The 14,307-nt window shown below is 30.9% G+C and carries 14 protein-coding genes; 9 read left to right on the top strand and 5 right to left on the bottom strand.

The window, feature by feature from the left end; translation table 11 throughout:
* Window positions 1-41: 41 nt before the first annotated feature.
* The 6 genes from ACKTTC_RS18675 (at window position 42) to ACKTTC_RS18650 (ending at window position 5,008) form a co-directional block, all read left to right on the top strand.
* Complete coding sequence (locus tag ACKTTC_RS18675; RefSeq protein WP_408041384.1) at window positions 42-998, top strand: hypothetical protein; 957 nt, start codon at window positions 42-44, stop codon at window positions 996-998.
* 96 nt (window positions 999-1,094) lie between these two features.
* Window positions 1,095-1,826, top strand: a complete 732-nt coding sequence (locus ACKTTC_RS18670; protein WP_408041383.1) for a hypothetical protein — start codon at window positions 1,095-1,097, stop codon at window positions 1,824-1,826.
* A gap of 52 nt (window positions 1,827-1,878) precedes the next feature.
* A complete protein-coding gene (locus tag ACKTTC_RS18665) occupies window positions 1,879-3,078 on the top strand; it encodes a GNAT family N-acetyltransferase (RefSeq protein ID WP_408041382.1) in 1,200 nt (399 codons plus the stop codon).
* Between the two features lie 32 nt (window positions 3,079-3,110).
* Window positions 3,111-3,977: an acyl-CoA thioesterase gene (locus ACKTTC_RS18660; protein ID WP_408041381.1), complete on the top strand. Its 867-nt coding sequence runs from the start codon at window positions 3,111-3,113 to the stop codon at window positions 3,975-3,977.
* A 26-nt stretch (window positions 3,978-4,003) separates the two neighbouring features.
* Entirely contained in the window at window positions 4,004-4,351 is a 348-nt protein-coding gene (locus ACKTTC_RS18655; RefSeq protein WP_408041380.1) for an SdpI family protein, read from the top strand.
* A gap of 111 nt (window positions 4,352-4,462) precedes the next feature.
* Window positions 4,463-5,008: a hypothetical protein gene (locus ACKTTC_RS18650; RefSeq protein WP_408041379.1), complete on the top strand. Its 546-nt coding sequence runs from the start codon at window positions 4,463-4,465 to the stop codon at window positions 5,006-5,008.
* 92 nt (window positions 5,009-5,100) lie between these two features.
* Here ACKTTC_RS18650 and ACKTTC_RS18645 read toward each other — a convergent pair whose 3' ends face one another.
* Window positions 5,101-5,775, bottom strand: coding sequence for an SCO family protein (locus tag ACKTTC_RS18645; RefSeq protein WP_408041378.1), 675 nt, complete (start codon window positions 5,773-5,775; stop codon window positions 5,101-5,103).
* A 148-nt stretch (window positions 5,776-5,923) separates the two neighbouring features.
* Here ACKTTC_RS18645 and rseP point away from each other — a divergent pair, with 148 nt between their 5' ends.
* Complete coding sequence (rseP, locus tag ACKTTC_RS18640; RefSeq protein ID WP_408041377.1) at window positions 5,924-7,270, top strand: RIP metalloprotease RseP; 1,347 nt, start codon at window positions 5,924-5,926, stop codon at window positions 7,268-7,270.
* A gap of 604 nt (window positions 7,271-7,874) precedes the next feature.
* Here the strand turns inward: rseP and ACKTTC_RS18635 are convergent.
* Window positions 7,875-8,744 carry a cupin-like domain-containing protein gene (locus ACKTTC_RS18635; RefSeq protein ID WP_408041376.1) on the bottom strand — a complete coding sequence of 290 codons (870 nt, stop codon included), beginning with the start codon at window positions 8,742-8,744 and terminating at the stop codon, window positions 7,875-7,877.
* A gap of 116 nt (window positions 8,745-8,860) precedes the next feature.
* On the opposite strand from ACKTTC_RS18635, the gene ACKTTC_RS18630 reads away from it, so the two are divergent.
* Window positions 8,861-9,472: a methyltransferase gene (locus ACKTTC_RS18630; protein ID WP_408041375.1), complete on the top strand. Its 612-nt coding sequence runs from the start codon at window positions 8,861-8,863 to the stop codon at window positions 9,470-9,472.
* A 51-nt stretch (window positions 9,473-9,523) separates the two neighbouring features.
* Here the strand turns inward: ACKTTC_RS18630 and bioB are convergent, their stop codons facing one another.
* Both bioB and ACKTTC_RS18620 read right to left on the bottom strand, forming a co-directional pair.
* Window positions 9,524-10,678: a biotin synthase BioB gene (gene bioB, locus ACKTTC_RS18625; protein WP_408041374.1), complete on the bottom strand. Its 1,155-nt coding sequence runs from the start codon at window positions 10,676-10,678 to the stop codon at window positions 9,524-9,526.
* 179 nt (window positions 10,679-10,857) lie between these two features.
* The gene (locus ACKTTC_RS18620) at window positions 10,858-12,009 is read right to left on the bottom strand and encodes a beta-ketoacyl synthase N-terminal-like domain-containing protein (protein WP_408041373.1); all 1,152 of its coding nucleotides are present in this window, start codon (window positions 12,007-12,009) and stop codon (window positions 10,858-10,860) included.
* A gap of 159 nt (window positions 12,010-12,168) precedes the next feature.
* Between ACKTTC_RS18620 and ACKTTC_RS18615 the strand changes: the two genes are divergently transcribed.
* Window positions 12,169-12,618 carry a cytochrome c oxidase assembly factor Coa1 family protein gene (locus ACKTTC_RS18615; protein WP_408041372.1) on the top strand — a complete coding sequence of 150 codons (450 nt, stop codon included), beginning with the start codon at window positions 12,169-12,171 and terminating at the stop codon, window positions 12,616-12,618.
* A 60-nt stretch (window positions 12,619-12,678) separates the two neighbouring features.
* Here ACKTTC_RS18615 and ACKTTC_RS18610 read toward each other — a convergent pair whose 3' ends face one another.
* Entirely contained in the window at window positions 12,679-14,091 is a 1,413-nt protein-coding gene (locus ACKTTC_RS18610; protein WP_408041371.1) for a hypothetical protein, read from the bottom strand.
* Window positions 14,092-14,307: the final 216 nt, after the last annotated feature.

Here is a 14,307-nt window from a genome sequence, read left to right as displayed (position 1 = left end):
TAAATAAAAGTTAGAAATGGTATTACTTTTAAAAATATCCTATGAATAAATTGTCCCTCAAGTCAACTTGGTTGCTACTTTTAATACCCATTGGTATCATTTTCTTTGTAGTAGTACCACAACTTCAAAATACGTATAACGATTTTCATAAAAGAGAATTAGAACATCTTGCAAACGTTCAAAAATTAGACTCTTTAAACCGAATAGAAAATCCAACTAAGAATGACCTTAACAAAATAAAAACCTTAAATGTTTTAGTAACAGTTCATGGAAAAGTAATAGAAAATGAACGTTATAATAATTATAAAATAGGTGGAATGCTAGTAGCATTAGTAGTCATGTTCTTAGGAATGTTTGGCTCTAGCTATTGGGTTCGACATAAAAAATCATCACCAAACAACAAACAAGTAACCTTTAATTATGCAGATCCTAGCTTTGATGATATAGGACAGCAGATTTCTTGGGAAGCAGAAGGAAATGGTGGGAGTAATTTTTTAAGTGAACATTTAAAAAAGACTCGTACAGGATACAAAATAGCTTCAAGTAGTTATATGAAGTTTGTTTCTTGGAGTTTCTTTTTAATTGGATTAAATCAGTTGTTTTGGACTTATTTTCAATATTTCAAAAACACAGAAGCTTTAAGCTTTATGAAAATAGGATCACTGTTTTTTACATCAGGAGGAATTTTCATGATTATAGGAGGTTTCTTTGTGTTATTAACAGGAGGAAAAGCAGTAATTCATACCAGAAAGCGAAAACTTATTGTCGATAATAAAATTTTAGATTTTCATCAACTACATGCATTACAAGTATTAGAGAAATTAGTACATGGTAGCTCATCATCTGGAAGTTACATATGCTACGAAGTAAATGTAGTTACAAAACAAGGAGAACGACATAACTTATTAAATCACGGAGATAAAGTGTTTATATTAAGTGATATGGCTAAGTTAAGTAAGATCTTAAGTTTACCCGTTTGGAATAGAGGAGTCGTGTAAACTTTCGTAATTATCAAATATTTATACATAAAAGTGAAGTAAACCTGAACCTAGTTCAGGTTTACTTTTTTAATTTAGTGAATAATTCTTTAGAAGATGAAAAAAAGCAAACACTATATCACAAGAAAACTTCATCGTTATTTCGGCGTTTTTATTGGAATCCAATTCTTTTTTTGGACATTGGGAGGACTGTATTTCAGCTGGAATAATATGAAAGATGTTCATGGAAAAACATTACTAGATAAAACAGAACATACTTTTGCTTTTTCATACGATAAGCATGTAGCTAAGTTATTAGATACAGTTCCAGAACCTATTGAAAATATTACAGGAATTGTTGTAAATACCGATAGCATTTTACGTGTAAAAACGATAGCTGGATTATACCTTCTACAACTGAATAACGAACAAAATCCAATATCAAAAGGATTAACAGAAAAACAAATAAAATCATTTGTAGAAAGTAGACTCAAAACAAATATTTCTATAAGGAAAATGGAGTTTTTAGATAAAAATGATATTTCCAAAGATCACGAATATAGAGAAAAACCATTGCCTGTATATGCTGTGCATTTAGAACATCCAACCAATACAAACGTATATGTACATCCACATTTAGCTAAGATTACTTCGGTACGTAACGATAATTGGAGACGCTTTGACTTTTTATGGATGCTACACGTAATGGATTTTGAAACTAGAGATCATATTACCAATTGGATTTTAAGAATTTTTTCAGTGTTAGGCTTAGTAACAATTACGTCAGGATTTTACTTATTTTATTTAAGTTTACCTACAATTAGAAAGATTAAGAAAAGAATAACCTAAAAATGACATTCTTTTTAGTACTTTACAAACGCAATTAAAACACAATTCTTTTTTGAATCTTTGTAAAAAAGTACATAATGCGAGTTATTATGCTTCTGTAAACGATATTCCTAAAGATATTTGGAATACCTTAGGCTGTACTTCCAATGTATATTTTAACCCAAGTTATTTAGAAGCAATCGCTGCACATCATCCTACTATAGATTTTTGGTATGTTGTTTTATTTAACGATGCTCAAAAACCTATTGCTTTTGCTACCATTCAGGTAGTTAATTTTTATTTAGATAGTGTACAAAATGGATTGCAAAGTACTATTGAAAAAATCAAATGTATTGGTAGAAAACTAGGAATTATCTCTCCAGAAAAACCATTTAAAATTCTTACTTGCGGAAATACTTTTGTAAGTGGAGAACACGGAATTTTTATAAAAGAAGATCAAGATAAACAAAAGGTAATTAAAGAATTAGCAAAATCGGTAGTACAATTAGCTAACACAGAAAAACACTTCGATTATAAAGTTAGTGGGTTTATGCTGAAGGATTTTGTACGCGAATCGCTATTTATTAGTGATGAATTGCTTGAATATAAGTATCATTCGTTCAATGTAGAGCCTAATATGCTCTTACAAATAGATTCTGATTGGGAAAGTTTTGATGGCTATTTAGCAGCGATGAAAACAAAGTTCCGTGTAAAAGCAAAAAAAGCAATGGAATTGAGTTTCCCTTTAGAGGTAAGAGTTATTAATGCTGAAAACTTGGAAACGTATTTGCCACAAATGCAGCAGTTATATAAAAATGTCTCTTCTAAAGCAGGATTTAATTTAGGCGTCTTTAATTTAGAAACTTACGGATCTTTATTACAAAACTTAGGAGAAGATTATATTATTAAAGGTTATTTCTTAAAAAATAAAATGGTTGGTTTTCTTTCAGCCATGGTAAATCAAAACGATTTAGATGCGCATTTTGTGGGAATAGATTATAAATACAACCGCGAATTTGCAATTTATCAACGCATGCTGTACGATTATATACATATTGCTATTGAAAGAAAGTTAGATGAAATAAATTTTGGTAGAACAGCAAGTGAAATTAAGAGTTCAGTTGGTGCAACACCACAGGAACTTACTATCTATCTTCGACATAAAAGTCATATTCCGAATAAAATTTTAAGCTTTTTTATTCATAAAATAGAACCTACACCTTTTAAACAAAAGCATCCTTTTAAAGTAAAAAACCTTGTTGCACAAACCTAAAAAGCCTACTTTTATCGAGTAAAAGAAATCGTATGAAAGATACTACAGAACTGTTAAAAATTCTTACGTTAGAAGATGTAGGAGATAATAATTTTAGTGGTGTTAGCAAAGATATAGGAAGTCCAAATGTTTTTGGAGGACAAGTGTTGGCACAGGCATTAAATGCTGCATATAGAACAATAGATAACAATCGTGTATTGCATTCATTACACTCGTATTTTCTAGAGGCAGGAAATTTAGAACTTCCAATTATTTATAATGTACAAACCATAAGAGATGGAGGAAGTTTTTCTACGAGAAGAGTTACAGCACATCAAAACGATAAAACGATTTTTATTTTAGCGTGTTCTTTCCATAAAAAAGAAGACGGTTATGAACATCAAATGCCTATAAAAAAGGATTTAAAACAACCAGAAGATTTATTAAGTTGGACAGATATGCTCGATCAATTTGGTGATTTTTTACCTAAAAAGATGAAGGCATTTTTAAGCGTTGAACGTCCAATTGATTTTAAACCAGTACAGGTTGTGAATCCTTTCGATCAAAAAGACTTACCACCTGTAGTAGATGTTTGGTTCAAACTAAAAGGAGAACCTCAAGACTTAACGTTAGCTTTAAAACAACAAATACTAACGTATATATCAGATTATAATATTTTAACGGCATGTTTGTATCCTAATGCAAGTAAAGCGCATTTTGGAAATACACAAATGGCAAGTTTAGATCATTCTATGTGGTTTTACCGTGATTTTGATTATACAGATTGGATGTTGTTCTCTGTAGAAAGTCCAAATTCATTTGGAGCTCGTGGTTTTGCTTGTGGTAATATTTATACTAGAGATGGTAAACTAGTTGCTTCTGTAGCACAAGAGGGATTAATGAGACCAAGAAAAGAGTAATTAGGAAACAAAAATTTAAATTAAAAATGAACCCAATCAACTACGTATTATCTGTAAACGGACTCTTGTTTTTATTGAGTATAGTTTTCTATTTCTTTCCACCTAAGAAGATCAATTCTTTTTATGGATATAGAACTCTTAGAACAATGAGTGGTCAAGAAATTTGGGATTTTGCAAATACTTACTTTACAAAGCAATTGTTAATGTATGCGGCTATATCTTTTGTTGGAGCTTTGGTAATTGCTTATATAAATCCAGAAATAAGTTGGCAACCAATGGCTTTATTAATATTGTGTTTGGCTGTAGCTGTTATAAAAACAGAACAAGAGTTGAATAAACGATACGATAAAGAAGGAAAAAAGCTAAAAAAATAAAGGTATTACATCTCTATTTTTTTAGGGAAAATAATAGTTGATAACTAGTCTTTTACCTATAAAGTCCTTTAGTTTTCTGTTTTAGTTTTACAAAAAACAAATAGAAAATTTATGGCTTCAATTTATAGACTTACACTTGCAAAAAATCCAAATACTACATTTGGTGAAGTAAACTTAAAAGCATCTTGTACAGTTCTTTTTAGCGACAATGAAAAGAAATTAGGACTTCAAAATAACTTACGAGTTTTGTTGTTCGATAAAGATGCTTCTTATGATATATTAAATCCGTATATCAATGCTTTTTATAACAGATCTGAAGTAGATAATTTTGATATAGCATCATTACCTTCTGAATTAGAGTTTGATGATTCACTAACATCAACAGATAATCAAAAGTACATTTTAAATGAAACGTTTTCTTTGAAAGAAAATAGGTTTTATAAAACTTTTGAATCAGAAGAGTTTACATTGCAAGATAGAGTAAGTGGTAGTGATTTATTAGTAAGTAATACAACGCAAAAAGCGTTAAGAGATGAGAAAAAAGACTCAGAGTTAGAAGTTTATGCATTGGCAATTTTAACAAATGAGCTTGGAGGGCTTGTAATGAAAAAATCAGGTTTCATTAAGGTAAATGTAGTTGATATTATCAATACCTAATTATTAAAGTAATTAGATAGAACAACTTTTCAAAATACGTTGCTATTTATTAGGAGCGTATTTTTTATCAACTTAAAAGAGTAAAAAAACAGCTATTTATATTCTTCTTTTAAAAGCTCAATATCAGCAATGATATTTTGCATATTTTCGAATTTGGTACCGTCATATATACCACGAATTCTCTTGTCTTTATCAATTAAAACAAAGTTTTCTGTGTGAATAAAATCCTGTACACCACCGTCACCTTCATCTAAAACAGCAAAATAATTTTTCCTAGCAAGTTCATAAATATGTTTCTTGCTTCCTGTAGTTACATTCCATTTACCATTTATAATTCCTTTACGCCTAGCATACGCTTTTAATACAGGTACACTATCCATTTCTGGAGTTACAGAATGCGATAAAAACATCACATCATTATCATCTTTAAAACGTTTTTGTAATTCAAGCATATTGTTAGACATAGGAACACAAATTCCTTTACAAGTCACAAAAAAGAAATCAGCAACATAAATCTTGTCTTCATAATCTTTTTGAGTAATGGTTTTTCCATTTTGATTAATCAATTCAAAGTCGCCAACAGTATGGTTTTTTGTAAACATTCTAAGAGAGTTGTCTACCAATTTAGGATTGATATCCGCAGGATTATAAATAGGTAATTTTTGATCCACTTTTACCAAAAAATAATACGCTGGTAATGCGATAACGGTAAATAAAATTAAAAAGTAAAAAGTGTATTTAGATTTCTTGAAAAACTGTAGATTCATATCCATAAATTCTAGTGCAAAAATACGTTGAAAAAAAGCAGATTCCTAAAATCTTTGTTAAAACCTAAGAGACTCTAAATACTGTATTTTTAGAACTCTTCTGAAAAGCGTACATTTGCCAGTTCAAAAAAGATACTAAACGCCATCTATGGAAATTTTAATAAAAGCATCACAATTCATTTTAAGTTTATCATTGCTTATTGTTTTACATGAGTTAGGACACTTTATCCCTGCAAAACTATTCAAAACAAAAGTTGAAAAGTTTTACTTATTCTTCGATTATAAGTTTTCACTATTCAAAAAGAAAATAGGAGAAACGGTTTATGGAATTGGTTGGATTCCATTAGGAGGATATGTGAAAATTGCAGGAATGATAGATGAAAGTATGGATACAGAGCAAATGAAAGAAGAGCCAAAGCCATGGGAGTTTCGTTCTAAGCCAGCTTGGCAACGTTTAATAATCATGTTAGGAGGAGTATTTGTAAACTTTGTTCTAGGTATTTTAATCTATATCTGTTTAATGTGGGTTTATGGAGAAAAATATTTACCAAATGAAAACGTAAAAGATGGTATTTGGGTACAAGATGAATTGGCTGTAACCTTAGGTTTAGAAACAGGAGATAAAGTACTTTCTGTTGATGGTAATACAATCAAAAAATTCAATGAAATTCCAGTTGAGTTTATTAACGGAAATAATTTTGTAATTGAAAGAAATGGACAGCGTATTGAAAAGGAAATTCCAGTTGATTTTATTTCAAAATTAGTAGATAGAGATAAAGATGCAGGAAACTTTATCTTGCCAAGATATCCATTTGTTATTGCAGGTGTTTCTGAAGGATCTCCAAATAAAGATGGAGGTTTACAAGCAAAAGATATTGTTACCGCTATTGGAGAAGATCAAATTACGTATTTTGATGAAGCTAAAGCTGCACTAGATAAATACAAAAATGGAGAAACTACCGTAACGGTAAAAAGAGGAGAAGAAATCGTTACAGTTCCTGTAAAAGTAACTGAAGATGGAAAATTAGGAGTTGGATTAGGAGTATTGTCACCTAATGATTTAGAAAAATTAGGGTATTACACATTAGCTAATAAATCGTATACATTCATGCAAGCGATACCTGCAGGTTTACAAAAATCTTGGACTACCTTAACAAACTATGTTAAGCAATTAAAGAAGATTTTTAACCCAAGTACAGGAGCATATAAAGGATTAGGAGGATTTATTTCTATCGGAAGTATTTTCCCATCGGAATGGAGTGCTTATAGTTTTTGGAGCATTACAGCATTCTTGTCAATTATGTTAGGATTTATGAACTTATTACCAATTCCTGCTTTAGATGGAGGACACGTAGTCTTTACACTTTGGGAAATGATTACAGGTAAAAAGCCAAGTGATAAGTTTTTAGAGTACGCACAAGTTGTTGGTTTTGTATTATTATTAGCATTGCTAATTTTTGCAAATGGAAACGATATTGTAAAGCAATTCAAATAAGAAAGTAACAACAATTCTATAATAAAAAATAAAGGCTAGTGTTTATGCACTAGCCTTTACTTTTATATTGAATAAAGATACCCAATAATAATTTTTTCTACATTTCAGGCAATTATAAAACTTTAAGAGGTTAATATGTTTTATAAAGCCTTTTCGAGTTCTCCGTCTTCTATTTGGAGAACCACAGTGTGGACAAGTTTTCATAGGCTATTGTTTATATATGTTCCTAGCCTCTTAGTCTTCTGGTTTATCTAAAAATTACTTAAATATTTTATAAAAAATAAAGGTTAATGCTTATGCATTAACCTTTACTGGTATATTGAATAAAGATATCCAATAATAATTCTTTCTACAGTCCAGGCAATTATAAAATCTAATAAAACCGAAGTATTTTATAAATCCCTTTCTTCTTCTCCGAACTCTATTCGAAGAGCTACAGTGAGGACATGTTTTCATAAGCTAGTTGTATTTTTATGTTCCGTATATAATCCCTTAGTCAACTAATTTAATTAAAAATTACAGACAAAAAATATGGAGCAAAAAAATAAGGGGAAATTCCCCTTATCGTAGTGTTTTTACACTGTAGTAAAATGATGTTTTATACTTATGAAATATGATTTTCTTTATTTGTGCGAATTACAGCTTGCTCATTTTTCCAATCAATCCACTTTTGTCCTTTTATTCTACGCATAATATTATCGATAGTACGCATAATAAAGACATTATAAATAGCTTTTCCTAAGTTTTTAGGGTTTCTTGCTATAGCACGTAAGCTCATAGAAAAACCTGGTGTTATATAGCGCATATAATGCCAGTAACCTTCTGGCATATATAATACATTTCCGTGCTCTAATTCTGCAACATATCCTTTTGCATTTTTAAGCGCTGGCCATTTTTCAAAATCAGGATTATTAAAATCTATATCTTCTCTTGTAATTAGAGAATGAGGAATTTTATATAAAAACTTATTTTGTTTTTGGTCAAAAAGAATACACTTCTTCTTACCCTCAAAATGAAAATGGAAAATATTAGCTAAATCAATATCATAATGCATAAAGGTATACGAATCTCTTCCTCCAAAAAATAGCATTGGTAATCCTTTCATTAATTTCAATCCAAAGTCTGGATATGAAAAATCTTTTTGCAACATTGGAACTTCTTTCAAGATATTCCATAAAAAGATTCTAAATTTGGTAGGCTCACGCTTTAATAAATCCACATACTCACTCATCTTCATTTTTGCGTGAGGTTCATTAAAACCATCTTTATAATCTACAGGTCTATCATCGTATAGTGGAACTGTTTTATCTCCTGCAACTTCTTTCATATATTCTAAAGACCACTTGTTGTATGCAGGCCAATCCTCAATAAAACGCTCTATAACAACAGGTTTTTGAGGCTTAAAATAATTTTTAATAAAATCTTCTTTAGTAATAGTTTCTACTCTATCTACATGTTGCAATTGTAATTCCATCTGCTCAATTTTATAATCCGCAAAGTTAAGAAAACGTTACGGAATTATTTAGATTCGTTCTTGTTAAAATAAAGTGCTAATAAGAAGCTAATTTATTAATTTTAGTATTAAATTGTATGATTTCTATCATTGATTTATTTAATAGTATGATTGATTTATCTGAAGATTTCTGGAGTAATAAATACGCTAAGCATAAAACAGGTTGGGATTTAGGAGCTGTTTCACCACCTCTAAAAGCTTATTTTGATCAATTAGAAGACCTTAATTTGAAAATATTAATTCCAGGTGCGGGCAATGCATACGAGGCTGAATATTTAGTTAAAAAAGGATTTAAGAATGTATTTGTAGTAGATATTTCTGAAGCTCCGTTAAAAAACCTGAAAGAAAGAGTGCCCGAATTTCCGATAAATAATCTTATACATAAAGATTTTTTTGAGTTAGAAATGACTTTTGATGTAATTATAGAGCAAACTTTCTTTTGCGCTATTCATCCTGAAAAACGTGCTGCATATGCTGAAAAAATGAACGAATTGCTAAATGCAAACGGAAAATTAGTAGGATTACTTTTTGATGCAGAATTAAATACAGATCATCCACCGTTTGGAGGAAATAAAACGGAATATATAAACTATTTCAAGCCCTATTTTAATATTGATATTATGGAGCCTTGTTATAACTCTTATCATAATAGGCAAGGAATGGAGTTGTTTGTAAAACTAAAAAAATAAGGTTATTCTACAATTAGAATAACCTTACTTTTGTTTTATAATTTGTGAAAATTACTTTGCTTTAGCTGGTTCAGATTCTTCTTTTAACCAAGTTTTTACCTGTAATTCTCTTTTTTTAATTTCTTTAGCTTCCTGTTTTTTCTGCTCATTTCTTTCAATCTTATGCTCAGGGCGCGTCCACTTTGGCTTTTCACCTAGGTTTTCATATTGAGAATCTTCAGCTTCTACAGTTTTAGGTTGCATTTTCTTAATGAAAGGTTTCTGAGGATTTAAGCCTAATAGCTCAAATAACTTCATGTCTTCATTTACATCTGGATTAGGAGTAGTTAATAACTTATCTCCAGCAAAAATTGAATTTGCTCCAGCAAAGAAACACATAGCTTGCCCTTCTTGACTCATTTCTGTTCTACCAGCAGATAAACGTACTTGCGTTTCTGGCATTACAATTCTAGTAGTTGCTACCATACGAACCATATCCCACATAGATACAGGTTTTTGATCTTCTAAAGGAGTACCTTCTACAGCTACTAAAGAGTTAATTGGCACAGATTCTGGTTGTGGGTTTAATGTAGATAAAGCAACTAACATTCCAGCTCTATCTTCAATAGCTTCTCCCATTCCAATAATTCCTCCAGAACAAACAGTTACGTTTGTTTTACGAACATTATCAATAGTTTCTAAACGATCTTCAAAACCTCTTGTAGAAATTACCTCTTTATAATATTCTTCAGAAGAATCTAAATTGTGATTGTATGCATATAAACCAGCTTCTGCTAAACGATGTGCTTGGTTTTCAGTAAGCATTCCTAATGTACAACAAACTTCCATATCTAGTTTGTTAATAGTACGAACCATTTCTAATACCTGATCAAATTCAGGTCCGTCTTTTACATTTCTCCAAGCAGCTCCCATACAAACTCTAGAACTACCAGATGCTTTTGCACGTAAAGCTTGTGCTTTTACTTGGTGTACAGTCATTAAATCATTACCATCTACATTGGTATGATATCTTGCAGCTTGCGGACAATAACCACAGTCTTCTGGGCATCCTCCAGTTTTTATAGAAAGTAATGTAGATACTTGTACGGTATTAGGGTCGTGATATTTACGATGAACAGTTGCAGCTTCATATAACAAATCCATCATCGGTTTGTTATAAATCTCTAAGATCTCTTCCTTCGTCCAATTATGTCTTGTCTCACTCATATAGTCGTTGTTTGATAAGATCAAAAATAAAAAATTCCGCTGTCGAAGCAGAATTTTTTAAACTTTTATTTTGATTCTAAATTAACATCTTTAAATATGCTGTTTTTCTGTAGGATAAAATGGCTCTTTATTTTTTATCATCAGATACTCAGATGATTCCATTTTACTAAGATTATTGTTTATACACTTAGTAAAACAGAGACCGCATTTCCCCCAAACCCAACAGCATTAACGATTATTTTTTTTAGTTCTGTAGGTGTATTTTGTTTTGCTGCAAAAGGAACTTCTATAGCTTTTTGATGTTGTAACATTAATAAAGCTAATTCAAGATTTAATAATCCAGAGGCTCCAAACGTATGCCCAATCTTCCATTTATTTGTAGTTAAAAAAGGAATTTTGTTAGCAAATACTTTTTTAATAGCATTAATTTCAGAAGAATCTCCTTTAATTGTACCAGGAGCATGCATTACAATAGCATCTATTTCCTCTAAATTAATGTTTTTACAAGCCATTCTCATAGACTTCTGAAAACATTCAGCATCTGCAGTTACTGAAGTATTATGTTTTAAAACTTCTGTAGCATACCCAATACCTTCAATTTTGGCAATGGTACGTTCAGAAATTTCATTTTCTAAACAAATAGCAGCAGCACCTTCTCCCAACACCATGGTATTTTTTGTTTTTTCTAAATCAAAAGCCTTACAAGGAAAACCTTCAGTTTCTCTAGAATATACTTTTAATGCTTTCATTTGCGCAATAGTAAACTCTGTTAACGGAGCTTCGCTTCCACCTACTAAGAATTTATCTGCTAATCCAGATTGAATCCAAGCAACTCCATTTAATAAAGAATGTAAAGCAGTAGAACAAGTAATGGAATGCGAGATTTCTGGTCCGTTACTTTGTAAATCGTGTGCAATCCAAGAAGAAATATTTCCTAAAGTTGTTGTAGGAGAACTCAAAGTAGAAGAAATACCAGTTTCTAAAAACTCTTGATGATATTTTTCGAATAAAGCTGTTGCACCACGAGAAGAACCGAAATTGATTCCAAAATCATCACCCGTTTTCCAGCCAGCTTGTTGACTAGCTTTTCTGGAAGCATAAATGGCGAATAAAACAGTTTTATCTAGGTTCTTATATTTATTATCTGATTGTTGAATTTCTTGAATAATCGCTTGATCTTTTTCAGCGATTTTTGCAATCCATTCTGAAAAATGTTCAAACTCTTTTTTTGAAATTTTATGGTCGTTATCTAAATAACTTTCCCAAACTTCTGTTGAAGTTGCTCCTAAAGGAGATATAGAAGCAAAAGCGGATATAGATATTGGTTTCAAAACTAAAAATTTTAGCAAAATTAAGGCTAAAATCTTTAAATTGAATCATTATAAGACAATCACAGTAGAAAATAAAAAAGTTTACTGTATCTATGAAACAAGTTGCTACTTTAAACGTCTTATTATAGATTATGAAGTTAACCTTTAATTGAATGAAAAATGAATGAACAAAATCAAAAAAGTTGGATGGGTAGAAATTGGCCATGGGCTTTACCCGTTGGCTGTTGCTCTGGATGTTTAATTTTAATAGTAGTTGTTGTTTTTGGCGTAGGAACTGCTGTATTTGGAATTATTGATGAACTTGCAGAAGTTTCGCCTATTGAAGAAGCGATTAATATTGCTGAAAAAAATGACAAGATATTAGAATACATAGGAAAAGATATAGAAACAGAAGGATTCCCAAATGGGAAAATTTCTATTAAGAATGATGAAGGTGATGTTGACTTTCGAATTCAAATAATAGGAAATAGAGGAGTAGGAACCTTAGTAGTAAGAGGAATTCGTTCTGATAAAAAATGGGTATATGAAGATTTGTATGTAATTATTAAAGAATCAGGAGAACGAATTAATTTGTTGGAGAATAGGAAACTATTGGAAGAAGGCATCTAAAAATGAAAAACGAGGAGTTTGTAAAAAGACTCCTCGTTTTTTATATATAAAACTCGTGTTTTAGTGCCAGAACAAACTGTTATTTCCTTTTGTTCTATATTTTTTAATGGTTTTAATTCTTGATAGCATCATGTTATTCATTTTTGGTTTCATAGCTTTTTCATAAGCAGGAATTGCTTTAAAAGCTGTTACCATATCATAATCGGTAGCAATTTGACCAGCATCAAAAGGTACATTTCCATAATCATCTCTAAACCATCTCATCCATTCTGTACTTCCTGGAGTATAAACAATTAAAGAATCTGATGTAGGGAAAGGAGCTGGTAATAAAAATGAATTGAATTTATATTGTGCTGGACTATGACAACTCATACAAGAAGATAAAGGTAAATTTTCATACTCTTGTTTGGTATTTATATCATATGCTACTTGTGCAACGGCACCATCATTTGGTCCACTTAATCGTCCTCCCCAACCTAATGTTTCTTTACTATATTTTGGAGCATTCGCATTAATTACAGTTTCATTTAATTTAGGATATGGAGGTTTTATAGGACTCTTTACATCTGGATCGTTACCCCACATTGCTCCTAACGGAACAAGTTTATCCCAGTTAGATCCTTTTTGATCTTGATCGTATACAAAAGTTGAGTAAACCCAACCTGTTTTTGGAGCTGTTTTACTGTCTTTTACAACAATATCCATTTGAAAGAAACTAACGTTTCTTACTTGGTATCCTTTCTTAGGATTTTCTTTTGTAGGAATTGTATCGTACACATTAAAAATCTGAGCTCCTTCCATAACAGGCCATTCAGGAGCATTGATATTTGAAAATGCTAATTTTACAATAACGCTTCCTTCTTTAAATTGAGCGGCGTCATTCACTAAATTAACTTTTGCTCCAGTTTTACCCCAAATTTGTCCAACAGTGTAAGCTGCTGTTTCATCGTATAAGACTAAAACATATCCAGACTCGTCTACTTTTAAACTTTCGAACATATTTGCTGGATTACCATTTCCTAAATAGGTTCCCAAGATAGCTTCTCGTTCGTTTCCTAACCAAGGTTGATGGTACCAATCGTGGTCTGCTGCATTCCAATTTTTATTATCTGTAAAAAAAGGCGCTAGATTTGCAGCTACATAACTCTTTAACGAGTCCATATAAATAAGCGCATTTTTATCAGAAATAGGTTGGCCTTGTAAAGCTTGTTGCCATGAAGGATTTACTACAGGTTTTACCTCAGTAGGATAGTTATGACTAAGTTGAAAGAGGTTTCCATTGTATTCTTGTTTTGAAGGAATAGAATCTCTATGATTTTTAAAAGCTTCTAGTTCAATAGGTGTAACAGGCGAAACAGCACTGTATTGCTCTGCTTCTTTTTTCGACTTTTTAGCGTTTGTACACATAGATCCAAGAACTATGAAAGCTAATAAAGAAAAAGCCGTCGTAAATAGGTTAAATTTTCGTTTCATGTTGAGTTAGTTTTCGAATTGATGATTTTATAGTGATTAATAAATGTAACTATAAGGTTGATTTAGAGGTAGTAAAAAGTCTTAAGCGTTAGGTTTTTAGGTATAAAGCGAAGTAAATTTGCTTAAAGGTCACCAAATCAAGGAAATAATAGGCTTATTTTAGTGTCGATTTTTTAATGATAGCTTATAAATATTGTCTTAACAATATTAAAAAAA

Source organism: Tenacibaculum amylolyticum, from assembly GCF_964511145.1.
GTDB lineage: Bacteria > Bacteroidota > Bacteroidia > Flavobacteriales > Flavobacteriaceae > Polaribacter > Polaribacter amylolyticum.
Note: the sequence above shows the minus strand (reverse complement) of the source record. Positions and strands in the feature narration are given on the sequence as shown.